We start from the raw sequence: 25,217 nt of genomic DNA on the forward strand, positions 1-25,217 counted from the left end.
TTGCACGAACCTATGCACACCATTGCAGCAAAACTCGGAGCGATGGCGATTGCGCCGTTCATGCTGTTCTCCGCACACGCGCAGACGCAGCATGCGCCGCCCAAGACGCCCGCGCCCGAACATCCTAAGCCCGAGCTCTCCTGCACGACGCTCGAGCACAATCTTTCCTTCGGCTCCAGGGACTCGAACACCGACGGGGAAGTGAGCGAACTGCAGGCGTTCCTTCGGGCCGACGGCTATCTGAAGGCCGCCGTCTCGGGGACGTATGGCGCGGCGACCGCGCGCGCCGTGGCGAGCTTCCAGCGCGACGAGCATATCGCCGCGACCGGCTCCGCGGGTCCTAAGACGCGCGCCGCGATCGAGTCGGCAAGCTGCGGCGAAGCGTCCGCGGACCTCTCGATCTCCGGGATCGACGCGCCGACCGCCCTTGCGATAGGCGCGGAAGGTACGTGGATCGTGAACGTCGATCAGAAGGGCGACGGCAATCTCCGCTACTCGGTCAAATGGGGCGACGAGGGCAAGGCGAGGATGATGGCGCTTTCCGCTTCGGAAGAGACCTCTTCTTCCGCGACATTCACCCACGCCTATGACAGCGCGGGTACGTACGCGCCCGAGTTCACCGTGACCGACGAGAGCGGCCATACGGCCACCAAAGTCGCGGCTACGGTGACGGTCGGAAGCGAAGCGGCGGCAGCGCACATCGCGTCGATCGCTCCGAAGTACGGGTATGCGGGAGCAACCGCGACCCTTACGGGCACCGGCTTCCTCGCGGATAGCAAGGTGAGCTTCGGCGGCACCGATGCGGAGAACGTCACGGTCATAAGCGACACGTCCGTGACCTTTACCGTCCCGGCGGTCGACCCCGGCACCTACGACGTCGCCCTTACGAACGGGAACGGCACGAGCAACGCGGTTTCCTTCAAAGTAATCGCGAAGCCCGCGGCCAAGCTCTCGATCTCGGGAATCGACGCTCCGGTGAAGCTCTCGGTTGATCAGGAGGGGACGTGGACGGTCCATGCGGATACGAACACGTCCGGCAGCCTCCACTACAGCGTGACATGGGGCGACGAAGGGGCCATGCGCTCGATGCTTGCGTCGAAGGGTACGGTTCAGACTTCCTCGACCTTCACCCACAGCTACGCGAAGGCGGGGACGTATGCCCCGAAGTTCACGGTTTCTGACGACAGCGGCAAGAGCGCGTCCGTAAGCGCGACGGTCGTCGTCCGAGCGAAGTAAGTTCTTAGTGTTCTTTAAAGCGGAAACCCCGCGCGGCCCCTGGCCGCGCGGGGTTTCCGCTGCGCATAAAGGCCATAGAGTAGAATGGCGGGATGGACAGCTTTGCATTTGGCGACAGCCCGGCAATGGCCGATGAACTCCTCGGTCTCGTACTAAGCGGCAAGAAGACCGCTACGGCCTGGGCTGCAAGCCAGGGAATCAAAGGGACGGAAGTAGGAAAGCGCGAAGTTATTAAGGATGGCGCGGGAAGAGAGCGCGTGATTATTGAAACCACGGAGATCGTACCCCGTCCATTCTCTGAGGTCGACGCGAGCTTCGCGCGCGATGAAGGCGAAGGTGACCTGTCCCTCGCGTATTGGCGGCAGGCGCACAAGAGATACTTCACCCGCGAAGGCACGTATGCGGATGATATGGAGGTGTATTGCCAGCGTTTCCGCATCGTGGAGGTTTTGTAGGGGAAGGTTATACTTATCCCATGGCCGAGGCATTCAACCATCAGGCGCTTGGTTTGAGCAAAGACCGCCCGCTGGTCTATACGGCGATGTCCAAGCATCTTTTCTATTACCGCATGTTCATTTCGAAATATGTTCTCGAGAACGGTGCCGTCCCGCTCAATCCTTTCATGGTGTTCGATTATTTTTTGCTTGATGCCGTCGACCGCGACCTTGTCCGGGAGGGGAATAACAATCTCGTAAAAAGATGCGACGAGTTTTGGGTCTTTGGGGCCGTGAGCAACGGCGTTCTCGCGGAAATCAAGATCGCCCGCGCGAAAGGGAAACCCGTCAAGTATTTCAAGATAGAAAAGCCGCACAAAATCGTGCCGGTCGAGAAAGAACAGGTAGAACTCGAAGCGGATATAGAAGCATTCAGGTCAGAATTGTAGCCGCGCCATGGGTACCATTACTTTCACGGTCTCCCTCAAAGAGGTACGACCATCGGATCTCTCCGGATTTTTCGTCGGCTGGCAGACTCCGCCTTCACCGGAAAAGTTCCTGCGGTTGCTGACCAACAGCGAATACCGGGTACTGGCGCTCGACGGCGAGAAAGTCGTCGGTTTCATCACCGCCATAACGGACAAGACACTTGCCGCATACATCCCGTTTCTCGAAGTACTGCCTGAATATCAAGGCAGAGGAATAGGGCAGAAACTCGTAAAACAAATGCTCGATCTTCTAAGCGAGTATTACATGGTTGATCTGCTCTGTGATGCGGAACTCCAGCCTTTTTACGAGAAGCTCGGCATGAAAAAGACGGCAGGGATGATGGTACGGAATTATGCAAAACAGAGCGGCTTGGATATATAAAACCCGAGAAGATCCGTCTTCCTGTCCTTTATAGGGCCGCTTTAATTGTGCCAGCAATCTCAACCAACTCTTCGTCAGGACTTTTAGCGCGGCTTCCGGGACGATACAGGAAGACCCGCGGATCGTACCGATGAATACCCGCATCACCTTCTGTGCGGGGAACGACGTGAAGATGGAAATGAGGAACCGCCTGGCCGCCCATTTCTCCGTGATTCCATGCAAAGTTAAACCCCTTCGCGTCAAAGACTTTTTCCAGTGCCGTCTGCAGCTTATTCCTAAGATCCTCGATTGCCAGCTGTTCGTATGAAGTCAGCTCCCCATAATATTCAACGTGGCGTTTGGGAGAAACGAGGAGATGGCCGGGAGTAATCGGCAGGTTCGTCGGAAAAGCAAATGCGAGTTCGTTTTCAACCACGATCTGTTTCTGGATTTCGGGATTTTCACAAAATACGCAGCTCATGCAGGGAGTATACAGTAAACGATCCCGACGCTCTGCTCCGGATTATGTATCTGCAGCGGCTGTCTTGGTATAAAATGTCCTTCTATGCAGTTGTCGGAATTGCAGGGAAATCTATATCGAGATACGTATCTTTTCGATCCGGTATCGTACGGAAGGATATTCGCATTCGTGGATTTCGCGAATGTCCGGCACTGGGCAAAGAGTTTTTGGCCTATAGAGAACAGGCTCTTCCTCCAAAAGGAGATTGATATCAGCAAGGTGGGGAAAGTCATAGACACTGTTAAGCCAAGCAGAAAGTTCTTCTACTATGGATACCACCGGGAACATCCCGAGCTCTCTGCACAGCATGAATTAAATAAGAAGCATCGGAAATCGTGGTACCGTATAGCTAAAGCACAGGACTGCGGGTTCTCCACACGCCAGAAAGAGATAAAGGAGATCAACGATTTCGACGAGGACGGAAAATTCGTCGGCGTGCGTAGGAAGTGCAATTTCGATATCGAGATGGCTATGGACATGCTGCGACATGTCGAGCAATACGATACGGTATTCCTACGGTCCGGCGACAGCGACTTCCATAAGCTTCTTCTCTATCTGAAGGAAAAGAAAAAGAAGCAGGTCATTACGGTTTGCGCACGGGACTTCGTAAGCAAGGAGGTGGATGAGTGTTCTGATCTTTTCATTCCCGCAGATCCATTCAAGGATATTCTCGAGTATGTAAAAGACACCTCCCCCGGCTTGCGCCAGGGGAGGGCATAAATACGATCCTAATTACCTCTAGGTAAGGATAGCTTGCGCTATAGGCAACAGTATACACTGATAGCAGTGTATAGGCAACTTTTCCACATGCCGCACCACGGCAAAGAACAAGGCTAAAAACAGGAACTGCAGACCGTTCACCGTTTCTTTAATGTCGCTTTACGACGTCAGAGTAAAGCAGGTCGTAGTAAGATAATTCTATGTCCGAGCAGACATATTTCGATATCAACAAATTCCCCAAGGATTGGGGGATCATCGTGTTTCCGATCTCGATGAGCCGGATCGGAAACGCGCAGTCGCCGCAGGCCTGCATCGACGCGATGCGTTTTTTCCTGGATAAGATGACGGCGAACAGGGTAGGGGCGAATTTTATCTATTCCGAAGGCCTCTATATGAACTTCGAGCGCGACGCGTTCGAGACCAAGAACCGGTTCGCGAATACCGCGGTATCGCATATGGGCGGCGTGAGGAATCTCTTTCTCAAGAGCAGCAGGGAGCTGCAGATCGATTCCGCGCTGTCCTTCGAATCCTGGTTCCAGATGTATCTCTCGTACAAGGATTTTTTCAGCGCGTTCAAGAGCGTGCGAAAACTCTATGAGGACGACGCGGACTTCCGGAACTACGTCGCTTCGGACGCGAAGGCGGCAGGCAAGGAACTCACGGAAGAGCAGCTGAGTTTCTATCTCGAGGAACATACGTTTGCCTACCTTCTTATGAACCGCCAGCTCCGGCTGCGCAATGATTTCGTGAACGACCGGGAACAATGGGTTCTTCTGGCATATCCCGGCATGCCGCTCCTCGGGCAGGTTTATCTGGTACAAAAAGATCCGCTCGGCATTAACGATGATTCGAACCCGTATAAGGGACAGTACAATCTCGAGAAGAAAGTGTTCATTCCATACCTCAAGGTCGATCTGGAGAATCCGAATCTATAGCATCTCCCCTCTTAATCCTTTCTACACCCACCCCGTGGAAATGTATAAGCATTATCAGCCTAACCATCCGGAGAAATGGCACGGTACGGAAAGAAAGCGCAGAGCAAGAAGCGCGCGATGCACGAGATGAAGCGCGGGAAACTGAAGTCGGGAAAAAGCGGCAAGAAAGTCACGAGCCGTAAGCAGGCGATAGCCATAGGACTTTCCGAAGCCCGGAAAGCGGGCGGCAAGGTGCCGCGCAAACGGGCCCGGAAATCAGGGAAGTAGAAGGGCGGCCCAGCCCGGGGTATACTGCTTGGCATGAAACCAACAATCGTCGTGCCAATCGCAGTCCTAGGAGTCCTTATCGTCATCGGAGCCGCCGCCCTTATCTTCATCCCTGCGGCCCACGCTCCGGTGCCCGAAGCCGCAACGACAACGTCCGCTGCGGGAACAGCTACTTCGACTCCTCTTCCTGCCGCGCAGGCTCCCGCTCCGATGGTGCCGCTTAAGGCTACGAATGTAAGCAACGAGACGGTCTGGCGCGAGTTTACGGGACTAGGCTGGACGCTTCCGTTCTCTTTCCAGCCCTCATGGGCGGTCGCGGCCGACAAAAACCAGAACAGCATGGTGACGCAGGTAAGGCTCGCCGCAAGCGATACCAGCATTCTCATCAGCAAGAACCAACGCATCGGCATGCCTTCGAAGGTCGCGTTCTCGACCTCGACGCGCTCCATTGCCGGACAGAACGTAACGGTGACGCGCTTCGACAACCCGAATCCGAAGTACGCGTACTACCTGTACTTCGACGTTCCGGTCGGCACCGACACGTATTATTTCTCCCTCGACAGCGCGACGACTTCGATGAAGGTCGCGAACGACTTCATCAGTCTTATCAAATAAGATGGCTACGGAAGAATTCAAGGTAAGCGGGGAGGAACTCATCAGGAAAGTGAAGGAGCTTATCAAAGCCGGGAACGCCAGGCGCATTATCATCAAGAACGAGAAGGGAAAGACGGTGATCGAGATTCCCCTTACGGTCGGCGCCGTCGGCGCGCTCATAGCTCCCGCGCTCGCGGCCGTGGGTGCTATCGCAGCCCTTGTCACCAAATGCACGATCGTCGTTGAACGGCGGTAAACAAAGCGGTTGATGAAGAGAATCGCGTACATCATTCCGGGGTACGGCGAATCTCACACAAGGCAACGCGGGTATGATGCTCTCGCCGAGATGTTCAAGGCGAAGGGAATTGTGCCCGTACATATAGAAATCGATTGGCACGGGAAGAAGCCATCCCGGTTCGGCGAATACGCCAAACAATTTCTGCAGCAGTACGAAAAGCCGCGGCAGACCGAAACATACATACTTGGCTTCTCGTTCGGGGCGATTATCGCGCTTATAAGCGCGAAGCAGGCGAAACCGACGAATCTTATCTTATGCTCGCCTTCTCCCTTTTTCACGGAAGATATGAAAACCTTCAAGCCCGCTTTGCGTAAATGGTGGAAAGAAAACTTCGTCGAAAGCGACTATTCATTCGACGCAATTGCCCCGATGATACGACAGAAGACCTATGTGATAGTGGGTGATAAGGAGGACGTCGAATGCGGGAAGCGGGCGAGAGCTGCCAAGCGAAACATCAGGAACAGCCAGCTCGTAACTGCCAAAGGGGCGAAACACAATATAAGCCAGAAAGAGTACCTGGCAGCGGTTTGGAAGGTCGTCTCAAAACTGCGATGAAAACCTACAAAGCCATCTCGCTCAAGCAGCCGTTCGCGAACTGGGTCGCGGAAGGGAAGAAAACGATCGAGACGAGGAAGTGGAATACGAAATACCGGGGCGACCTGGTAATTTGTTCTTCAAAAAAGCCCGCTATCGATCCGGCGGGCTATGCGCTTTGCCTCGTCGAGCTCTACGACACGTGGCCGATGCGCAAGGAAGACGAGACGGGCGCCTGCTGCAAGCTCTACGACGGCGCATACGCCTGGCTCATCCGGAATGTCCGGCCCATACATCCGCCGGTGCCCGTAAAAGGGCAGCTGAGTATCTTCGACTTCGAGCTTCCCCTGGGGTATGATGGAGTAAATAAAAACCCGGTTTAGCTATGCCGTCTCTCAGAACTCCCGAAGTAGTCGCCAAATATCTTGCGCATCGGGAAAGCCGCAAAGGCAGTGATTCGTGCGAGCTATGCGAGAAGCTCGCGACCAAAGAGTTTACCTATTGGAAAGTTGTTGAAAACGACTTCCCTTACGGACAGATCGCCAAGACGCACCATATGCTCGTGCCGCTCAGGCATACGACAGAAGACGGTCTCACCGACAGCGAGCTGGCGGAACAGAAGCTTATCAAACGCGGATTCGTGAACGAGGGATACGACTGGATCATCGAAGCGACGCACAAGAACAGGTCGATCCCGTCGCATTTCCATCTGCACCTTATCGTCCAGAAAGAATCCGCATGACCAAGCCGAAAGCCGTAATCTATGACAACGACGGCATGCTTATGCACGGAGGCCGTTTCAGCGAACAGTATTCAAGAGAGTTCGGCGTTGATCTCGCCGTGATGTCCCGATTTTTCGAGACCTCCTTCAAGCTATGTCTCATAGGGAAAGCGGATTTAAGGGAAGAACTAGCAAAGGTACTTGAGGACTGGGAATGGAAAGGAACGGCCGATGAACTTATGCGTTACTGGTTTTCTATCGGCGATACGCTATACGAAGATACGCATGCGTCTGTCGGCAAACTCAAGGAACAAGGCGTGGTCGTATGTCTTGCGACGAACCAGGAGAAGTATCGACTTCAATATCTAACGAAGAAGTTTTCATACGATTCGCTATTTGACGAAATATTCTCCTCATCCGAACTCGGAGCGCTTAAGCATAGCGAGGAAGGACTGGAGAAGATATCCCGGAAACTAAAGGAGGCGCATTCCATCGCCGACAGGGGCGAGGTTATGTACTGGGATGACCGGGAAAGCCAAATCAAGAACCTTGGTGAGGGAGGGTTCAATGCGCAGCTTTATACAGACTATCCCGCTTTCAGAAAGACGCTGGAAGAATACGGGCTTCGATTGTAGTCCACCGTTTTCATTTCTTGCTACAATACCCGTATGGAAGACATCAAGGAGAAGTGCGGCGTCTTCGGGGTCTATGGCAGAGGACTCGAGGCCGCACGCCTTACCTTCTTCGGCCTCTTCGCGCTTCAGCACCGCGGACAGGAAAGTTCGGGAATAACGGTTTCCGGCGGCGAGCGCCTCTTCTCGCACAAGGGCATGGGGCTCGTGATGCAGGTATTCGCGGAGAAGGATATCGAGAATCTTGCGGGGCATGCGGCCATAGGCCATAACCGGTATTCGACGACGGGCGGGTCGCTTCCGGAGCATATCCAGCCGTTCGTGGTGCGCTCGGGTACGCTCGCACTCGCGCATAACGGCAACCTTCCGTCGACGAAGGCGCTTGAGGAGTTCCTCGCGAGCCGCGGAAAGAATGCCGCGGGCTTTTCCGATTCGAAGCTCATCATCGAGGCGATATCGGTATATATGGACGACGGGCTTTCCGTCGAGGATGCGATAGCGAAGACGTATCCCTTGATGACGGGCGCTTTTTCGATTGTTATCCTTACGCCCGACAAGTTGATCGCGCTTCGGGACAGCTACGGCATCCGCCCGCTCTCGCTTGCCCGCCTCAACGGCGGGTTTCTCGTCGCGTCGGAAACGTGCGCTTTTAATCCGATGGGCGCGGTCTTCGAGCGCGACGTGCGCCCGGGGGAAATGCTGGTGATAAGCGAAGCGGGGCTTATGAGCCGCCAGCTTGCGGAAGGGAAGGAACAGCTCGACGCGTTCGAATTCGTCTACTTCTCCCGCACCGACAGCGTGCTTATGGGCCGGTCGGTATACGAAGCGCGGCGGCGCTTCGGTGAAATACTCGCGCGAGAGGCGGACATCGAGGTCGATATCGTCGTGCCCATCCCCGAAACGGGAATTCCGGTCGCCGCGGGTTATGCCGCCGCGGCAGGCATCACGTATGAGCCCGCGCTCGCTAAAAGCCGCTATATCCAGCGCACGTTCATCGCGCCCGACCAGCATCTGCGCGAGCAGGGCGTGAAGATGAAGCTGTCGGCGGTCGCTGATGCGATCAGGGGGAAGCGTGTCGCGATCGCCGACGACTCCATCGTGCGCGGCACGACCTCGAAGCAAATCGTCGCGATGCTTTTTGAGGCCGGGGCGAAGGAGGTGCACTTCCTCGTCTCGTCGCCCCCGGTCCGTTTCCCTGATTTCTATGGCATCGATACCCCCAGGCAGGACAAGCTTCTCGCGGCGAACCATTCGATAGAGGAGATGCGGGAGTATCTTGGCGCGACGTCGCTCCATTTCCTCTCGGTCGGAGGGCTTATCGAAGGCATCGGTCTCCCGCGGGAAAGTCTCTGCCTCTCCTGCTTTACGGGCGAGTATCCCATAGACCTCGGGGAGAGAGCGGGCGAAGTGTCGTATCGGTAAAGCCTGAAAGGTTGTATCCTGTACGCATGGCTGGCGCGAAGAAATCTCAAGGCGTAACCAAGACGCGGGCAATCTCTATTTTGGGAGGCGTGCTGTGCCTCGTGCTGATCTATATCCTCGGCTTCAGCAATTTCCACGGGGTCGAATACAACAAGGCGGACGCGGAAGGGAGGCATGCGACGACGACCGCGGCAACGCCCAAGGCGCCCGCATTGCCGCCTCTCGATAAGGCCGCATATGATAAGAAACTCCTTTCGCTCGCCAACCGTCCCGTACTTGCAACCACGACCGCGAGCACCACGACCAACTATCTTTGGCCCGTGACGGCCGCGTACCCGAATCCGGGAGCGATTCTGCCGTTTAAGCGCATCGTCGCCTATTACGGCAACTTCTATTCGAAAGGCATGGGCGTGCTTGGCGAGTATCCGCTTGACCAGGTCGCGGCGAAGCTCCGGGCCGCGGTCGCCGAGTGGCAGGTGGCTGATCCGGCGACTCCCGTCGTGCCCGCGATCGACTATATCGCCATTACGGCACAGGCAAGTCCCGGCGCGGACGGCAAATACCGCTTCCGGATGCCCGACAGCCAGATACAGATCGCGCTCGACCTCGCAAGCCAGGTGAACGGCATCGTATTCCTCGATCTTCAGGTGGGCCTGAGTTCGCTTCCGGTCGAGCTGCCGCTCATCGAGAAATACCTCAAGATGCCGCAAGTGCATCTCGCGCTCGATCCGGAGTTCGCGATGCATAACGGCGCGAAGCCCGGCACGGTCGTCGGCACCATGAGCGCGAGCGATATCAACTATGCCGCGGACTATCTCGCGAAGCTCGTGCGCGAGAACAATCTTCCGCCCAAGGTCCTCGTTATCCATCGCTTCACGCACGACATGGTGACCGGATACAAGTCCATCAAGCCTTTGCCTGAGGTGCAGATGGTGATGGATATGGACGGATGGGGCTCCCCGGCAAAGAAGATCGGCACGTATACGCGCGTCATCGCTCCGGAGCCCGTCCAGTTCACCGGATTCAAAATTTTCTATAAGAACGACCTGAAACCGCCCTCGACCCGCATCATGACGCCTGCGGAACTCCTGAAGCTTTCTCCGCAGCCGTCGTACATCCAATACCAGTAAGTTTCTGGATACGAGGAAAGAACCCTCCACAACTTGCCCAATAAGAAAGCTCCGTCCATACTAAATATGCATGGAAAGTCGGCAATCGGTTACCGTCCTTAGCTTCGCACTGAACGGGATTCGCGAGCGGATTAAGGCGTGGAAGAACAACGGCGGAGAACCGGACTCGCTTGAATGGAAAATCGTTAATGCAAGCCTTGCCACGACAGATCTCGGTTCGGTTATCGGTTCGGTACTTCCTTGTATTTCCATCGCTCTTATCCGGGTCACTGGAAATATCGCACCGCATAAACACCTGCTTTCCAACTCCGCGGGAGTGTTGCTCGGCGAGGCCGAAGGTTTCAGTTTTCCGCCCGATCCTATTGAAACCTTGCTTGATGACGGCTGGCACTCAGTGCATGTGGGGGATCTGTTGGTTCTTACGGCGGGCAGCCCTCATGGGTTCCGAGGCGTCTTGTCTGCGCCTCTGTTCGCGCTTTTTCTCGATAGTCCGCCGATCGACGATGCTACCGATCATATTTTAGTGGAGATATGAGCAATGATACATTCCCACTTGCGTATCAATCAGAGGAAGCAAACCGCTATTTTGAATTCGAAAAGCAACAGCATCCGGCGGATACGTTTATAGCGGATGCGCTGCGCGGTATTGGTATTCACGGTCACAAGATACTCGATTACGGATGCGGTTCCGGTCTTATGGTACCGCCGCTACTTAAACTCGGAGCTTCGCAAGTGATCGGGTGCGACCCGAGTGCAGCCATGATACGCGAGGCAAACCGCCGATTTGCCGGTGCTTCTGCCATGTCCGCTATGACTCGTTTCGATCTTCTCACGGGATTGCCACTACCATACCCGAGTTCAAGTTTCGACGGCGTGCTGCTCCGTTTCGTACTTCATTACATACCCGATACCCAATCCGCTTTCAGGGAGTTTGCCCGGATATTGAAGCCGAACGGATGGGTGGTGGCCGTTTCGAGCGATGTGTCCCTAAAGCCTGGGAGGGAGTACCTCGCAAATACAATGATGCCGCTTATCTTTCAGGATATGTTGACGGTACGGACGCTGATAAAGCAGGGAAAAGAAATCACCGAGAGCGCCGGGAATGCGGGGCTCGAAATCGAACGGTACGAGCGTATTTCCGACGCGACTCTCGCCTCGGTCGATACGACGTACGAACATGCGCGCGAAATTGAGCAATTCAGCACCGGCTTGCTGGTCGCACGAAAACCATTGGATAAGCGCAAACCTACGGTCTAGCCAGAGAGTCGCTATCTGCTATGCTTCGGGCCATGGCTGCCCGCAAACGTCCCGGTACCATAAGCTTTCTCCTCGCGGTTCTTGCGGCGGGCGTTACGCTCACCGGCGTCTATTTCGCCCTCGCTCCGGCTATCGTCCCGAACCCGGATCTTCGCGCGACCGTGATACCGACGGGCGTGCTCGCAAGAACCAACAGCGACCGCGCCGCAAACGGCCTTCCGGCGCTCCGGGGAAACTATCTGCTTGATAAAGCGGCGCAGATGAAGGCCGACGACATGGCGGAGCGCGGCTATTTCGCGCACATAAGCCCCGACGGGCAGAGCCCGCTCTACTGGCTCGACAAGGTCGGATACCAATACCTGAACGTGGGCGAGAACCTGGGGCGTAACTATCCGGACGCGCGGGCGCTTGAAACCGGCTGGATGAATTCTCCGGAGCACCGGGAGAACGTGCTCCGGCCCGAATTCACCGAAGCGGGCGTCGGGACCGCAAGCGGCATGTACAAAGGGGAAATGACGACATTCGCCGTCGAGATATTCGCGACGCCGCTTCCTTCCGCCAAGGGAAACTCTTCGGGTAGCGGTACTGAAGTTGTTCCCATTCCCGACCTTATTTCGTCCAAGCCGCTCGCCTCGACAAGCGACGAAGACGCGCTCTACCGTGCGACGCTCGGCGCGCTCATCCTCGATCTCAAGCGCCAGATAGCGGAATTGGTCGCGCGCCTTGCGCTTAAGCCGGGCTAGGCCTGCTATTATTGCCGGTATGAATCCCGACGTAGCCGAGGAAGGTATCGAGCACTTGGAGCGGATCGAAACGGAACTCGAGGAAATAAGGAAGCGCACGGGCGGCACGACCCGCGCGTTCGTAAACGGATTGTTTCAGGGCGGCGGGGCGATCATCGGCGGCGTTCTCGCGATACTCCTCATCGGCGCTATCCTCGCGTTTCTCGGGCTCATTCCGGGTCTGGGGGATGTCGCCGCATACATCCATTCCGCGGTCGAAGAGCTGCGTTACGCGCGATGACGGCAGGGAAGCGAATCGTTCGCGCTTCGCGCCATCACGTCTATATCCTCGAGTGCGCCGACGGGACGCTCTACACAGGAAGCACGAGCGACCTTGTCCGAAGGCTTCGGGAGCATAATCACGCCAAATCAGGGGCGCATTATACGAAGATCAGGAGGCCTGTCGTGCTCCGTTATGCCGAATCCGCAAAGACGCTCGGGGAGGCAAGAAGCCGGGAAGCCGCTCTTAAGCGCCTTACGAGGCAGGAGAAGCTCGCGCTTATCGGGAAATAAGTCCGGGTACATTCAAGAAGTAATTGCACCACCTCCGAAGAGTGCTAATGGTGTCTTGTACCCGAACCGCTTTCTCGGCCGCTCGTTCAGAGCCAGCTCAATCTCCCGTATCCGTGCCTCCGATACTGTTGCGAAGTCCGTGCCTTTGGGCAGGTACCATCGTATCAAGCCATTGACGTTCTCATTCGCCCCACGCTCCGATGATGTGTATGGGTGAGCGAAATACACCTGTACGCTTCTGCCGTCTTGCGGGGTATCTTCTCAATCGCCACGTACCCGCTCTTGCGCTCAAGCAGGGTGACCAAGGCAACCGATGATGCACGCGAGACGATGAGGTCGCCCTCCCAGTCGCCAAGACGACTTCGGCGATCCACTGCCTTCGGACGTGCCTCGATCGAGCGTTTGTGTGGGTTCGGGAGACGCTGATGCTTCCTGAAGCCCTTCCGGTGCCTCGTTTTGTGGCGGCGTTTGAGAAGCGAGCGCAGGTCCTCGCCACCATTCTTCCATTCATCGTATACAAACTGGTATATCGTCTCGTGCGACACGCCGCCCACGGTGCCAGCGACTTGTTCGGGCGACCACCCACGCCTCAAGCCAGCGGCAATCTTTTCTCGAAGACCGGCAGTTCGTATGCGCCCCTGTGTCTCGTGTCGTTTCGACTGTGCTCTCGCCTCCGCAAGCCGGGGCGTATATCGCCGCACTAACGCGGGCATGTTCTTGTTCACCTCGCGCGACACTGAGGACGGAGACCGTCCAAGGCTCTGGGCGATGGCCCGAATTGACCGCTTCTCCCAGAGTCCTTGCTGTATTTGCTCACGCTCTTCAATACCGAAATGCCTGTGTGCCATGCCGCTAGATTAGCGGAAGTGTTGCGTTTACTTGTTGAACTCAGGCGGTGCTAAAATTGCGCAATGCGCAATTTCTGCTTTACCGACTCCAGCGGGATATTGAGAAGCGATCGTTTCTTCGGAACCGGTCTTTTGGTGGTAAAGAACGTAGGGGACTTGGGCGACAAGCTCTATAAGAACAGCCAGCCGGCGAAGGCTCTCGCCAAGGAAGGAAAAAACCGACAGATCGAGCAGCTGCTTGCCGCCGGGAACAAAGACGAGGTCATACGGATGCTGCGGGGCAATTATCGTTTCGAGATGAAATTCGACAATGTCGGGAACCCTGCCCTGGCCCCGTATTACGACGGCATGGTTGACATCTTCTTTTCCGATTCCGACAACCGCTTCTCCGCGATGGTCGTTGACCGCCAGAACCCCCGTTTTGACCACGGCGGCATGGAAGACTCGTGGGAAACCTATACGAAATACATCGCCATGCTGGTGGTGCGGGAAATGAGTCACATGCCGGACGACGAAATCTGCCTCGTTGTCGACGAGATAACCAAGCCCCGCACGAAGGCCTTGTCTTTGGAGGATGCTATTTTGAGCAAAATTAGGGAAGAGACCGCGACCGTCGAGGGCCTCGATTTCGACAAGGTATTCGGTGCGCTTACCATCGAGTCGCATTCGAATCTCCCCATGCAGCTGTGCGATGTTCTTATGGGAGCCGTCATGTACGAGTACAAGAAGAAAAACGGTTTGAACAGTGTTCGGACAGAGGCGAGGAAAGAGCCGCTCGTGCGAAAAATACGCGCCGCGCTCGGCGAGCCGACCTTGGCGAAGGAATTCACCGCCAACTCAACGGCATACTTCAACGTTTTCGAGTGCGTATAGGAAAAAAGGAAAACGGCCCGCACGAGGCGGACCGCTTCCCTTCATGGGTCATCGACAAGAAACCGACACCCACTACTTTTGCCAGTCTATACCAGGCCGCGTGACGGGTCAATGAATATGAAGATTATACGGCCTACCTAAGCCATGCACTTTTCCCCTGCATGCATCGGTTTCCGAACGAAAAAGCAAAAAATACGGGTTGCTTGACATGACTGCCACATGGGAGTACGCTTGCCGTAATTACGGCAAGCGTACTCCCATGTGGCTTATATGTGTTATAATACATCTCTGCCGCCCGAGTTCCGAGATGCCTTGCCGAGTTGGTATACTGACAGCATGCAAGACCAACCACATTTCGGCATCGTTATCGCGATCTGCGCGGGCATCGCCGCGCTCGCCGTCCTCTTTTACGTCTGGAATGCGGGACAACCGGAAAACCCTCTCATTCCGCCACTTTCCCCTGAAGCTACGTCGACGGACGGCGTAGCTAGTACCACTTCCGAAGTCCCCGTGTATGCGCCGGAACCCGCCGCCGACCCGGTGCATGCATACGGAAGCGTGACGATCTCGCTCGGGCAGGTCGCCCGTTTCGCCGACCTCTACATCAGTCCGCTTTCGATCGAAGAGGACAGCCGCTGTCCCAAAGGGGTACAGTGCATTCAGGCGGGAACGGTACGGGTACAGCTTGAGATCGGAAGCGGACTTGGCAAGAGCACTCAAGTCACAAAGCTTGGGGATTCCGTTACTACCGAAGCCGAAACTATCACGTTCGTTGCGGCGAATCCCGAGCCTGTCGCGGGCATTACGGTCGCCCCTGCCGACTACCGCTTTACGTTCACGGTCACGAAGCGCCCGCCTGCCGCCGCGGGCGGCCCGTGCTTTGTCGGCGGTTGCTCGTCGCAGATCTGCAGCGACGAACCGGGCGCGATCTCCACGTGCGAATACCGCGACGCGTACGCCTGCTATAAGACGGCACGCTGCGAGCGGCAGCCGGGAGGCCAGTGCGGATGGACGCAGACGCCGGAACTCGCCGCGTGCCTTGCGTCGTCATAGCCCGAGCCAAGGTATTCCAATGAGCACTAACATTGTATGGGTTGACGAAAATGATGCCGTTCTTGGGGAAACCACAAGGGAAAAGGCCCATGCCGAAGGCCTCCTGCACCGTATCGCGGTCACCTATCTTGTAAATGCTGAAGGGGAGATCCTGGTGAATGAACGGGCTGACGATGGGCGTTTCGACCATTCATCAGCGGGTCATGTCGATGCGGGCGAAAGCTATGTTGAGACGGCCCGCAGAGAGCTGAAAGAGGAACTCGGAATTGACGGTATTGATATAAAGGAGATCGGCGGTTCCATATCTCAAGATTTGATAAACGATCCGGGTCAGCCGTTCATGAACGCCCGGCATATATTCAAAGTATTTCTCGGAGTCCTGCTCCGGCCGGATTTGATCCGGATTGATCCTGATGAAGTAAAAAGCGTATTTTGGGCTGATCCGAATAAAGTTATGGAAGATATGCGTAGTAATCCTTCAAGATATGCCGGAGGCTTTAAGAGCTCCCTGCCCGTATACCTGGATTCTCAAGGATAAACACATGAAAGAAAAGAAATTCATTCCGAGAAAGGGCCAAACGGACTTTACGAACATCCGCTATACGCCGGTTATCAATTGCGCCGTCCGCTATAAAGGCAGGATACTGCTCGTGAAGCGGGGTGCCGGAATGCGGTTGTATCCCGGGTATTGGAACGGGGTATCGGGGTTTCTCGATGACAAGAAGGAGCTTAAGGATAAGGTGCGCGAAGAACTCCGGGAGGAGCTTGGCCTTACGAAGAAGCAGATTGTTTCCATGAAGCTCGGCACGCTCCTGTATCAGGATGCTCCGAAGTATAAGAAGACGTGGCTCGTGCTCCCGGTATTGGTGGCTATAAATACTGACAAGGTGCGGCTTGACTGGGAGGGGGAAGAATACGGCTGGTTCAAGCCTTCCGGGATCAAGAAGCTCAGGCTTCTGCCGGGATTTAAGGAAACGCTTGAGAGCGCCCGTAAAGCCAGATACATCGTATAAATGAAGGACGATATCCTGGAAAAGTGCAGGAGATTACGCGCGGCCTATGTAGAAGGCGGTCTTGGCCAGACCATAAATGCCGGAGGATACACATCCGCAATTTGATGTCCCCGAGATAAGGCTTGCGTACTTTACGCTTCCCATGGCGCTCAACTATCAGCGTGATAGTTATAAGTTATGGGAAGCTGCGCTAAAGACGCATGAAGATGCGCAGACCAGTTTCGTTTTTAATCTTTCGGAGGTATCCAAACGATCGGAAGAAGAGCTCAGAAAAGCTCTTGTAGCCCACAAGCTTGCCTTGCAGCCGAATAAGCATATCCGGACTTGGAGGACGATCACAGATACTGTTAATCGCGAATGGGGTTCGTTTGAAGCCCTCATGCAAGCCTCAGGCGGTGATTTTCTTACGCTTAGGCACCTGGTTCAAGTCGCTCATAAACAGGGGTTTCCGTACCTCTCCGGTCCCAAAATCTTTAACTACTGGTCCTTTATTTTGAGTACTTACGGCGGCATACGTCTTAAAAATCGGCAACATATCAGTATCGCCCCAGACACGCATATCACTCAATGCTCAATTCGATTGGGAGTTATTTCTCCTGAAGAAGCGGAGACACTATCAAAAGAAGTGATTTCTGAAAGATGGCATGATTTGCTTTCTGGAAGTGATATCGACGCTATCGACATGCATCCCCCTCTTTGGTTTTGGAGTAGAAACGGCTTCATATACCGTTTATAGCCCTGATGCTATAGTTTTTATATATGAACATCACGAAACTCGGGCACGCGTGCCTGGTAGTCGAAGAGAGCGGGGTGCGGGTCCTCGTCGATCCCGGAAGCTTCACGACGGAACAAAACGAACTTTCCGGACTCGATGCGGTCGTGATAACGCACGAGCATCAGGATCATCTTAATATCGCGTCGCTCAAGAAAGTCATAGACAATAATCCCGATATAGTCATCATCGCGAACGCTTCGATCGGTGCTGTGCTCGAGAAAGAAGGAATTGCCTATGCCAGGGTAGGCGACGGAGAAAAGATCGAAGTGAAAGGGCTGGCTATCACCGGTTCCGGCAAGGATCATGCGACCATCTGCGACGGCTTCGGCCTTGTCGAGAATACCGGCTATTTCATCGGCAGCCGCTTCTTCTATCCGGGCGATGCGTTTCATAATCCGGGCATACCGGTCGGGGTGCTCGCGCTTCCGGTCGCGGGCCCGTGGATGAAAATCAGCGAAGCGGTCGACTATGTGAAAGCGGTACGCCCCGAAGTCTGCTTTCCGGTACATGACGGCATGTATAAGTCCGGCTTTAACATCGCCGATCGTATCGGCGAAGCACTCGTTACGCCTCTTGGCATCGATTATGTGCCGATGAAGGACGGCGAGAACAGGGAATTCTGATGAAAGCAGCCGTACACCGGGCTGACAGCAGGGGTGGCGCGGATCACGGCTGGCTCAAGACCCGTCACAGCTTCAGTTTCGCGAACTGGCACGATCCGGAGCGCGACGGTTTCGGCGCGCTCCGGGTGTTGAACGACGATGTCATCGCGCCCCACCAGGGCTTCGGTGCCCATCCGCACCGGGATTTCGAGATCGTTACGATTGTCACGCGCGGCGCGGTTACGCACGAGGACGGCCTCGGCACGCGCGCGAAAGTCGCCGCGGGAGAGGTGCAGGTGATGAGCGCGGGAACCGGCGTCGTGCACTCCGAAAAGAACGAGGAAGACGAACCGCTCGAGCTTTTCCAGCTTTGGATCGTTCCTAAGGAGCGGGGAGTCGCCCCGCGCTATGACCGGAAGAGGTTTGACGAAGCCAGCCGGAAGAACGCGCTCCAGCTTCTGGTCTCCGACACCGGGGAAGACGGCTCGCTCATGATCCGTCAGGATGCGCGGATATATCTGGCCGACCTTGCCGCGGGAGCGGAAATTCCGTATCAGCTGCCACCCGGGCGCGGGGCGTATGTATTCGTAGTCGAAGGCGAAGTGAAAATCGGAGAAGTCCTGCTCAAGCGCCGCGACGCCCTTGCCGTTTCGGATAGTTCCTCCTTCTCCATAACGCCTGTCACGGCCGCAAACATCCTTGTCATCGACGTGCCGGTATGAACGGCGCGCATGACGTGATCGTCGTCGGGGGCGGAGCGTCGGGGATGATGGCCGCCGCGGTCGCGGCAAGGCGCGGCAAGCGCGTGCTTCTTCTCGAGAAGAACGCGCGGCTCGGGGAGAAGCTTTCGATATCGGGCGGCGGCCGCTGCAATATCACGAACGCGGAGTTCGATACGCGCGCGTTTCTTGCCCGCTACGGCGCCGCCGCGGATTTTCTCCATTCCGCCTTCGCGCAGTTTGGCGTGCAGGACACTTTTGATTTTTTCGAGGACCTCGGTCTTCCGCTCAAAGTCGAGGCCGGGAAGCGCGCGTTTCCGGCAAGCGAGCGCGCCACGGACGTCGTGCGCGCGCTCATCGAAGCGCTTCGCGCGGGCAGGGCCGAGGTTCGCACGGGCACGGCCGTCGGGCAGATCATCGCGAAGGACGGACGTATCGAAACGATTATTGCGGGAGGGACAGAGTATCGCGCGGCTTCCTATGTTTTCTCGACCGGCGGCGTCTCGCATCCGGAGACCGGTTCGACGGGCGACGGTTTCGGATGGCTCCGGGAACTCGGGCATGCCGTAGCGGAGCCGACGCCGACCATCGTCCCTTTGGCCACCAAAGAAACGTGGGGGCGGGAGCTTTCCGGCGTCTCGATCGACGGCGTGAAAATCGCGTTCGAGCGCGAGGCGTTCCCGGGAGAAAAGCCCAAGCGCTTCTCAAGGGAAGGAAGGGTGCTTTTCACGCATTTCGGCATCTCGGGTCCGACCGTGCTTAACGCGGCGGGGAAAGTGGCGGATCTTCTCCATGAGGGCGCGGTATCCGCGAGGATCGATCTCTATCCGGCGCTCGATGCCGGGCATCTCGACCGGGAGATCACGGGCAGATTCGACGCGAACAAGAACAAATCGGCGCGAAACGCGCTCAAGGAATTCCTTCCGCCGGGCACCCCGCAGGTATTTTTGAAGCTTGCGGGCCTTGACCCGGAAAAGAAGGCGCACAGCGTGACGCGGGACGAGCGCCGGGCGCTCGCAAATCTCCTTAAATCCCTTCCGCTTACCATCGCCGGGCTCATGGGATTCGAACGCGCCGTGGTCGCCGACGGCGGCGTTCCGCTTGTCGAAATCGATATGCGTACCATGCGTTCGAAGAAGACCGGGAACCTTTTCGTCACCGGCGATCTTTTGAATATTGAGAGGCCTTCAGGCGGCTATTCGCTCCAGCTGTGCTGGACCACCGGGTACGTGGCGGGGAGCGCGGTATAATCGGTCTATGAAAAGGACCTGTATCGTGCTGTTTCTTCCTGCTCTGTTTGTTGTCGCAGCCGTCTCAAGCCCGCTTGCCGCCTCGGCCCACGTATTCAAGGAGGACGGGGCGATCGGAGCGCTCATGTATACCGACCTCGGCCATACGCCCCCCGCGGGCGTGCCGGTGAAATTCTTCCTCCAGTTCCGGGATTCGCAGGTACCGCTCCAGCTGCAGCACGATTACGAATTCACCATATCCTTTACGGATTCGGATAACGCTTCGAGCACGGTGCCGTCCGACGATTTCCGCTACGTCGCCGCAACCGAACTCGACTTCTATCATACGTTCCCCGGAAAAGGAGAATACACGCTGACCGTCTCGGGCGCGCCGCTTGCCGAAGGGCTTGCCCCTTTCACGCTTCGCTACGATCTTCCCGTTGCGGAGGCGGGGGAAGCCGTAGCGGATGATTCCCACGAAGGCATGGATAGCATGCACCACGACCACAGCCTGTTTGGCGAGCATGCCGTACACTTCATCCTCTTCGGGGGCGTTATCGTCCTCGTCGTATTCCTCATCGCCCGCGATCTGTGGCGCAGGCGGCGGGAGCCCGGAAAGCATACGGACTAGAATGTTAGAGTGAAACCCATGCAGCTGTTTGCCAAAAAAGAAAAGCCTGTACATACGAGTTTCGGCCCGCCATATGCCGTGCTCAATCTCTCCAAAGTCGGTCTGCGGTATTTCCGTTTCATGATCAAGTCGTCTCACGCTTCGAGGGATCGGCTCGTGCAGAAGTTCATAGACCATCCGAACGTCGGCTGGATATTCTCTGCGGAGGGCTGGTTCAATCTCGCCGTGGGCGTTTGGGCAAAGGACAATGCGGAAATCAACGATATCAGTTCCTCGATTCGCGCAACGTTGAATCCGGGCGACGAGATTGTGTACCAATCCGAGCTCACGAGCCTCTACGGCTTCGGGAACCGGCCAGTCGCGGGAGAGGTCCGCGCGATGGCCATAGTCGATGCCGTTTATACTCCGGTCGATCTCGACCATCTTACATTTGATTATCTTAAACTTGTCGCGCTCGACAGTTCGCTCCCGGAACGTGATGCCGCAGAAATCCTTGGAATAACGGAGGAAGCACTAACGCGGTTGCGAAGTGAGCTCGAGGCCGCGGGTGTCATAGTCGGGTACCAGGACCGGCTCAACTACACGGGTACGTATTACAAAGTATTCATCGATACGCTCCGTGCCAAGACGCCCGATGCGGTCCAGAAGCTTACCGATCGGCTCTGGGGAGATATGCGGTGCATTTACATAGAACGCGCCAACGGAAAATACGATTTCGAATTCGAACTTGTGCTTGAGCACAAGGCGGCTATATGGGAATATGTCAGGGATTTTCCGGAGCACAAAATAGCGGTCCTGACGAAGAACTTGTATACCAATCTCTACCCGCTCAATAAAATCGCGAACTTGCGGGAGATTAAGGATTCGATTCTCGCGCAAAGTGGAAGCGTTATCGATCTGCGCAACTCGAAACTCTGGTATCTGAATCCGAGAGGCGCGAACGCATATCTGAACATATATGAAAACAGGAACTATTTCGAGGCGATGGAAAAGAGCGAACTCGATCTGTTCAGCGATATAACCGCTCATATCCGGGAGAAAAGCGGTGCGGAAAGCTACAGCCTCATAGACATCGGCAGCGGGGACGGGCTCAAGGCAAGAATTTTCATAGAAAAGCTCGGAGAAGAAAAGATAAAAGCCTATTATCCGGTCGATATACAACCGATCGAACTTGCGGCCGCCCTTAAGTCGCATGCGGCCGGCGCATACGCGAAACATCCGGTGCTTCTGGATATCGAAAATCTATCGGCACGGTTTCCCTTAAAGCTTCACCCCGGCGAAGGACAGATAACCATTTTCCTTGGCGGCACATATGGAAACTTCAAGAACGAACGGATCAACGCGTATCTGAAACCGCTATTGCGCGATCCGTCTGCCGTGGTGCTCGTTTCGATGCCGATTGTGTCCGGGAAAACCGATGCCGATATGATCGAACTCTATTCGGGGAAACAGATGGAAGATATGGCCTTTGGTCCTCTGCTCCAGATAGGCTTCGCGCTTGGCGACTTCGAGGCGAATCCGGCGCATCCCGATCTGCGCATACAGCCGGTCGTCGAGGATTCCAGGCTTGTTACCACATTTACCCTTAAAAACGATAAGATAATTCTTGGAAAGCGTTTTGATAAAGGGACTGTTTTCAAGATGACCACTTCGTGGAAGCCGACGCTTGAGGAAGTTCGTGCCGCGCTCGAACGTGATTTTGTTATCGAGAAGATGTTCCACAACAGCGAGATGTCCATTTCCATTATTAGGGCAAAATGAGCAATTCAGCAGTACACGACCACATCATCATCGGCGCCGGAATAGCCGGACTCTCGGCCGCGTACCACTTCGCCAAAGACGGCCATTCCGTCGTCGTGCTCGAGGCGACTGACGGCAAGAGCGGCGCGAGCTTCGCCTCGACCGCGGAAATGAATCATGATCCGGACGCGAAGTGGGAGAAGGTCGTGGAGCGGTTCGGCATTGAAGGCGCGCGGGAAGTCTGGGAACTGTCCGACTTCGCCATGGAGAAGCTCGCGGATTTCGCGCACCGCCCCGGAGAAGAGCATTTCGGCACCGAGCGGCTTCCCGCGCACCTGTTCTCGTACAAAGACGGAGACGCGGGCATGCTTCGCGGCAAGTACGAGTTTTATAAGAGCATCGGCGCGAACGCAGAATTTACGGAAAACGGAAGCGCCCTCCATGAAAGCTTCAAAGCCGTCCTTACGATCAGGGACGAAGGCGCAACTAACAATCAGATGATACTCAAGGAACTCGCGCACGGCATGCGGGAATTGGGAGGAGAAATCCACCATCACCGCCGCGCAGTCCGTATCGAAGAAAGCGCAGACGCCGTGCGTGTTGAGACCGAAAGCGGCGAACTTGTTTCCGGAAGAAGCGTACTTATCGCCACGGGCGACGGCCGCGGGCTCGTACCCAAGGATCTTCTCATAGGGCGCATCCGCACGTTCGTCATCGCCTATGAAAAGCATGGTATGCGGGATATTTTCCGCGACTCGCTCATGTGGGATACCGACGAGCCGTTCCACTATGTCCGTCCCTTCGACCACACGCGGTTATGGGTGGGCGGGGAAGATGCGGATGAAAGCGCATACGACCCGAAAGACGAAAAAGAAAAGTATGCCGCGCTCGAGGACTATTCCAAAAACGTTCTGCATGTCGACGATGCATACAAACGGGACGGGCAGTGGAGCGGCGTCTTCTTCCCGAGCGATCGCGGCCTTCCGTATATCGGCGAGGTGCCGGGCAGCCGGATACGGCTGAGCCTCGGCTTCGGGGGCTCCGGCATCCTCACGAGCTTCATCTCCGGCTATCTGCATGCCGCATGGCTTCGGGGCGAACTCCCCGAATACCGGCGGCTGTTTGCGGTGGGGTGGTAATACGGGAAAACTTCCCGGGCACGGCGTGCCCGGGAAGTCAGCGCTATACGTCGCGCACCTTGCGGACGATAGGTATGCGGACGCGAAGCATGCTTTCGCCTCGATTGCCGTATTTCACCCGAAACCCCTGCACGCCGTCGGTAAAGGTCTTGGCGTAGATGCCCATCGCGTTGAAGTTGAGCGTATACGCCCATACGACCAGGGTGACGTGGCTCTCGATGCGCGTGTTCGTTTCTTGCGTCCACGCGATCACTTCGCGCAGACTTGCTTCGGTAAGCTTCGGGCCGAGCTTTTGGCCTTGGAACCGAGGGTCGATGCCGATCTGCTCGAGCTCGACGGCGGGTTCGGCCCGATGAAAACCGCCATGCGTTTGCCATCCCGCGTATCCGGCAACTTCGCCGTCGATTTCGATGACGAAATACTGATACAGCGGGAAGGACTTGAACCAACACGTCGCCCATTGGAGAGCGCCATCCGGCAAGTCCCGGTCGCCAAGGAATACGCCCGCATTGATCGCCGCTATACGTGGCAAGTCTTTTTCTTCGGCCCTGCGGACCGTTGCCTGTTGTTCACTCACGCTCTCTGCTCCTATAAGGTTCGCCCCATCACTGAGAACTTGTTTCCCGTATGCGAAGTTGCTTATCCAATCCCTAATGCTTTCAAAAATCCCTTGAGCGGCGGACCCTCGATCGGTCGGAACGCCCCGGACGGGAGGCTCCCGAGTGCGATGTTCATCACCTTGGTGCGTTTGAGTTCGACCGTGTCGTTATGGAGCATCGAGACCATCCGGCGTATCTGGTGCTTCTTGCCTTCGGTGAGGGTGACGGCGAAGGCCTTTTCGCCAAGCAGCTTCACCTTTGCGGGCTTGGTCACATAGCCGTCTTCGAGTTCGACGCCTTTCTCCATGTGCTCCTTAAAGCTGGGCCGCAGCTTGTCGCGCGTCTTCACGACATATTCTTTCTCGTGGTCGTGATCGGGATTCAGCAGCCGATCGGTCACGCGCCCGTCGTTCGTGAGGATGATGAGGCCGTGCGAAGCCTTATCAAGACGGCCCACGGGGAAGACATCCGCAAGCTCGGGGAAGCTGCTCAAGGCGCCTTTTATGTCTTCTTCGTCTTCTTCCTGCGGCGAGTGGGTAATGACGCCCTTGGGCTTATGGTACGCGAAATATTTGTATTCCTTGGGCTTGTGGCCCGAGCGGAGTTCTACTTTGTCGCCCTCCTCCACCTTGTCGCCAAGCACGGCGATGCGGTCGTTGAGGAGCACCTTCTTGGCTTCGATAAGCTCGTCGGCACCGCGCCTTGTCGCGTGGCCCTGGCGGGCGAGGTATTTATTGATGCGCATCGGGTATTCGGACGCGCTTTCTTTTTTCGGTGGCGGTTTTATCCCTTGACTATACCATGACTCTAATGGTATATCTAGCGCGGGTTGTTTCAGGAGTCAGATATGTCTAAGACGCTGAATGAGCATATGGATGAAGTCTTTCCACATGCTGGTGGCTTTGACCACCTCCAAAACTACATCACACGATGGGCGCAGACGCTTCCGGAAAATGGACGAGGCGGTGAAGGGAAGTTCCCGCCCGCCGCGGCCGAAAAAATCGACCAAGTCTTCGCTCTTCTTGAGGGCGACGAACTTGCTCGGGCTCTGCTCGCCCACTACCTCAAATTCGCCCAACTGAATGCCCCTGCTTATCTTTTTCTGTGCTAACGCGCCAGAGAACAAGGCCGACCCTGATTAATACTCAGGGT

Annotated in this window: 35 protein-coding genes and 1 pseudogene; 32 read left to right on the forward strand and 4 right to left on the reverse strand. The window is 56.0% G+C overall.

Annotation, left to right across the window (positions count from 1 at the left end; translation table 11 throughout):
* Window positions 1-12 precede the first annotated feature (12 nt).
* The 4 genes from WDN10_04890 (at window position 13) to WDN10_04905 (ending at window position 2,540) form a co-directional block, all read left to right on the forward strand.
* Window positions 13-1,236, forward strand: coding sequence for a peptidoglycan-binding protein (locus WDN10_04890; protein ID MEJ0054023.1), 1,224 nt, complete (start codon window positions 13-15; stop codon window positions 1,234-1,236).
* Between the two features lie 92 nt (window positions 1,237-1,328).
* Window positions 1,329-1,691, forward strand: a complete 363-nt coding sequence (locus WDN10_04895) for an ASCH domain-containing protein (GenBank protein MEJ0054024.1) — start codon at window positions 1,329-1,331, stop codon at window positions 1,689-1,691.
* Window positions 1,692-1,711: 20 nt separating this feature from the next.
* On the forward strand, window positions 1,712-2,119 hold the full coding sequence (locus WDN10_04900) for a hypothetical protein (GenBank protein MEJ0054025.1): 408 nt from the start codon (window positions 1,712-1,714) through the stop codon (window positions 2,117-2,119).
* A 7-nt stretch (window positions 2,120-2,126) separates the two neighbouring features.
* The gene (locus WDN10_04905) at window positions 2,127-2,540 is read left to right on the forward strand and encodes a GNAT family N-acetyltransferase (GenBank protein ID MEJ0054026.1); all 414 of its coding nucleotides are present in this window, start codon (window positions 2,127-2,129) and stop codon (window positions 2,538-2,540) included.
* 28 nt (window positions 2,541-2,568) lie between these two features.
* On the opposite strand, the gene WDN10_04910 is transcribed toward WDN10_04905, so the two are convergent.
* Window positions 2,569-3,000: an HIT domain-containing protein gene (locus tag WDN10_04910; GenBank protein MEJ0054027.1), complete on the reverse strand. Its 432-nt coding sequence runs from the start codon at window positions 2,998-3,000 to the stop codon at window positions 2,569-2,571.
* An 84-nt stretch (window positions 3,001-3,084) separates the two neighbouring features.
* Between WDN10_04910 and WDN10_04915 the strand changes: the two genes are divergently transcribed.
* The 16 genes from WDN10_04915 (at window position 3,085) to WDN10_04990 (ending at window position 12,844) form a co-directional block, all read left to right on the forward strand.
* On the forward strand, window positions 3,085-3,759 hold the full coding sequence (locus WDN10_04915) for an NYN domain-containing protein (GenBank protein MEJ0054028.1): 675 nt from the start codon (window positions 3,085-3,087) through the stop codon (window positions 3,757-3,759).
* A 200-nt stretch (window positions 3,760-3,959) separates the two neighbouring features.
* Window positions 3,960-4,694 carry a hypothetical protein gene (locus tag WDN10_04920; protein MEJ0054029.1) on the forward strand — a complete coding sequence of 245 codons (735 nt, stop codon included), beginning with the start codon at window positions 3,960-3,962 and terminating at the stop codon, window positions 4,692-4,694.
* A gap of 75 nt (window positions 4,695-4,769) precedes the next feature.
* Window positions 4,770-4,961 (forward strand): DUF6496 domain-containing protein, encoded by a 192-nt coding sequence (locus tag WDN10_04925; GenBank protein ID MEJ0054030.1) that lies wholly within the window; start codon window positions 4,770-4,772, stop codon window positions 4,959-4,961.
* A gap of 33 nt (window positions 4,962-4,994) precedes the next feature.
* On the forward strand, window positions 4,995-5,576 hold the full coding sequence (locus WDN10_04930; protein MEJ0054031.1) for a hypothetical protein: 582 nt from the start codon (window positions 4,995-4,997) through the stop codon (window positions 5,574-5,576).
* Window position 5,577: 1 nt separating this feature from the next.
* Complete coding sequence (locus WDN10_04935; protein MEJ0054032.1) at window positions 5,578-5,811, forward strand: DUF4342 domain-containing protein; 234 nt, start codon at window positions 5,578-5,580, stop codon at window positions 5,809-5,811.
* A gap of 12 nt (window positions 5,812-5,823) precedes the next feature.
* A complete protein-coding gene (locus tag WDN10_04940) occupies window positions 5,824-6,408 on the forward strand; it encodes a hypothetical protein (GenBank protein ID MEJ0054033.1) in 585 nt (194 codons plus the stop codon).
* Window positions 6,405-6,770 (forward strand): ASCH domain-containing protein, encoded by a 366-nt coding sequence (locus WDN10_04945; protein MEJ0054034.1) that lies wholly within the window; start codon window positions 6,405-6,407, stop codon window positions 6,768-6,770. Before WDN10_04940 ends, WDN10_04945 begins: the two co-directional genes overlap by 4 nt.
* 2 nt (window positions 6,771-6,772) lie before the next feature.
* Complete coding sequence (locus WDN10_04950) at window positions 6,773-7,129, forward strand: hypothetical protein (GenBank protein MEJ0054035.1); 357 nt, start codon at window positions 6,773-6,775, stop codon at window positions 7,127-7,129.
* A complete protein-coding gene (locus WDN10_04955) occupies window positions 7,126-7,743 on the forward strand; it encodes an HAD family hydrolase (GenBank protein MEJ0054036.1) in 618 nt (205 codons plus the stop codon). Before WDN10_04950 ends, WDN10_04955 begins: the two co-directional genes overlap by 4 nt.
* A 33-nt stretch (window positions 7,744-7,776) precedes the next feature.
* Window positions 7,777-9,162, forward strand: a complete 1,386-nt coding sequence (gene purF, locus WDN10_04960; protein MEJ0054037.1) for an amidophosphoribosyltransferase — start codon at window positions 7,777-7,779, stop codon at window positions 9,160-9,162.
* Window positions 9,163-9,188: 26 nt separating this feature from the next.
* Complete coding sequence (locus WDN10_04965; GenBank protein ID MEJ0054038.1) at window positions 9,189-10,292, forward strand: hypothetical protein; 1,104 nt, start codon at window positions 9,189-9,191, stop codon at window positions 10,290-10,292.
* Window positions 10,293-10,362: 70 nt separating this feature from the next.
* Window positions 10,363-10,827 carry a hypothetical protein gene (locus WDN10_04970; protein ID MEJ0054039.1) on the forward strand — a complete coding sequence of 155 codons (465 nt, stop codon included), beginning with the start codon at window positions 10,363-10,365 and terminating at the stop codon, window positions 10,825-10,827.
* Window positions 10,824-11,549, forward strand: a complete 726-nt coding sequence (locus WDN10_04975; protein ID MEJ0054040.1) for a class I SAM-dependent methyltransferase — start codon at window positions 10,824-10,826, stop codon at window positions 11,547-11,549. The genes WDN10_04970 and WDN10_04975 overlap by 4 nt, the downstream gene beginning before the upstream one ends.
* A 32-nt stretch (window positions 11,550-11,581) precedes the next feature.
* Window positions 11,582-12,292, forward strand: coding sequence for a CAP domain-containing protein (locus tag WDN10_04980; protein ID MEJ0054041.1), 711 nt, complete (start codon window positions 11,582-11,584; stop codon window positions 12,290-12,292).
* Between the two features lie 19 nt (window positions 12,293-12,311).
* Window positions 12,312-12,572, forward strand: coding sequence for a hypothetical protein (locus tag WDN10_04985; GenBank protein ID MEJ0054042.1), 261 nt, complete (start codon window positions 12,312-12,314; stop codon window positions 12,570-12,572).
* Complete coding sequence (locus WDN10_04990; protein ID MEJ0054043.1) at window positions 12,569-12,844, forward strand: GIY-YIG nuclease family protein; 276 nt, start codon at window positions 12,569-12,571, stop codon at window positions 12,842-12,844. The genes WDN10_04985 and WDN10_04990 overlap by 4 nt, the downstream gene beginning before the upstream one ends.
* Window positions 12,845-12,856: 12 nt before the next feature.
* Here WDN10_04990 and WDN10_04995 read toward each other — a convergent pair.
* Window positions 12,857-13,692 (reverse strand): annotated as a pseudogene (locus WDN10_04995) (IS30 family transposase).
* Window positions 13,693-13,755: 63 nt separating this feature from the next.
* Between WDN10_04995 and WDN10_05000 the strand changes: the two are divergent.
* From WDN10_05000 to WDN10_05050, 11 genes are all read left to right on the forward strand, one after another.
* On the forward strand, window positions 13,756-14,565 hold the full coding sequence (locus tag WDN10_05000; protein ID MEJ0054044.1) for a hypothetical protein: 810 nt from the start codon (window positions 13,756-13,758) through the stop codon (window positions 14,563-14,565).
* A gap of 336 nt (window positions 14,566-14,901) precedes the next feature.
* A complete protein-coding gene (locus tag WDN10_05005) occupies window positions 14,902-15,618 on the forward strand; it encodes a hypothetical protein (protein MEJ0054045.1) in 717 nt (238 codons plus the stop codon).
* Between the two features lie 19 nt (window positions 15,619-15,637).
* Window positions 15,638-16,156 (forward strand): NUDIX domain-containing protein, encoded by a 519-nt coding sequence (locus WDN10_05010; GenBank protein ID MEJ0054046.1) that lies wholly within the window; start codon window positions 15,638-15,640, stop codon window positions 16,154-16,156.
* A 4-nt stretch (window positions 16,157-16,160) separates the two neighbouring features.
* A complete protein-coding gene (locus tag WDN10_05015) occupies window positions 16,161-16,631 on the forward strand; it encodes an NUDIX domain-containing protein (protein ID MEJ0054047.1) in 471 nt (156 codons plus the stop codon).
* Between the two features lie 142 nt (window positions 16,632-16,773).
* On the forward strand, window positions 16,774-17,367 hold the full coding sequence (locus WDN10_05020) for a hypothetical protein (protein ID MEJ0054048.1): 594 nt from the start codon (window positions 16,774-16,776) through the stop codon (window positions 17,365-17,367).
* A 23-nt stretch (window positions 17,368-17,390) separates the two neighbouring features.
* Entirely contained in the window at window positions 17,391-18,029 is a 639-nt protein-coding gene (locus tag WDN10_05025) for an MBL fold metallo-hydrolase (protein MEJ0054049.1), read from the forward strand.
* Window positions 18,029-18,730, forward strand: coding sequence for a pirin family protein (locus WDN10_05030; protein ID MEJ0054050.1), 702 nt, complete (start codon window positions 18,029-18,031; stop codon window positions 18,728-18,730). The genes WDN10_05025 and WDN10_05030 overlap by 1 nt, the downstream gene beginning before the upstream one ends.
* Complete coding sequence (locus tag WDN10_05035) at window positions 18,727-19,977, forward strand: aminoacetone oxidase family FAD-binding enzyme (GenBank protein MEJ0054051.1); 1,251 nt, start codon at window positions 18,727-18,729, stop codon at window positions 19,975-19,977. Before WDN10_05030 ends, WDN10_05035 begins: the two co-directional genes overlap by 4 nt.
* 7 nt (window positions 19,978-19,984) lie before the next feature.
* Window positions 19,985-20,587: a hypothetical protein gene (locus WDN10_05040; protein ID MEJ0054052.1), complete on the forward strand. Its 603-nt coding sequence runs from the start codon at window positions 19,985-19,987 to the stop codon at window positions 20,585-20,587.
* 18 nt (window positions 20,588-20,605) lie between these two features.
* Window positions 20,606-22,348 carry an L-histidine N(alpha)-methyltransferase gene (locus WDN10_05045; protein ID MEJ0054053.1) on the forward strand — a complete coding sequence of 581 codons (1,743 nt, stop codon included), beginning with the start codon at window positions 20,606-20,608 and terminating at the stop codon, window positions 22,346-22,348.
* Entirely contained in the window at window positions 22,345-23,466 is a 1,122-nt protein-coding gene (locus WDN10_05050) for an FAD-dependent oxidoreductase (GenBank protein MEJ0054054.1), read from the forward strand. The genes WDN10_05045 and WDN10_05050 overlap by 4 nt, the downstream gene beginning before the upstream one ends.
* Before the next feature lie 43 nt (window positions 23,467-23,509).
* Here WDN10_05050 and WDN10_05055 read toward each other — a convergent pair whose 3' ends face one another.
* Window positions 23,510-24,043, reverse strand: a complete 534-nt coding sequence (locus WDN10_05055; protein ID MEJ0054055.1) for a GNAT family N-acetyltransferase — start codon at window positions 24,041-24,043, stop codon at window positions 23,510-23,512.
* A 62-nt stretch (window positions 24,044-24,105) separates the two neighbouring features.
* A complete protein-coding gene (locus WDN10_05060; GenBank protein ID MEJ0054056.1) occupies window positions 24,106-24,810 on the reverse strand; it encodes a pseudouridine synthase in 705 nt (234 codons plus the stop codon).
* A gap of 102 nt (window positions 24,811-24,912) precedes the next feature.
* Here WDN10_05060 and WDN10_05065 point away from each other — a divergent pair, with 102 nt between their 5' ends.
* Entirely contained in the window at window positions 24,913-25,176 is a 264-nt protein-coding gene (locus tag WDN10_05065; GenBank protein MEJ0054057.1) for a hypothetical protein, read from the forward strand.
* Window positions 25,177-25,217: the final 41 nt, after the last annotated feature.

It is taken from the genome of bacterium, from assembly GCA_037200965.1.
Classification (GTDB): Bacteria; Patescibacteriota; Minisyncoccia; order Phycocordibacterales; family Phycocordibacteraceae; genus C7867-001.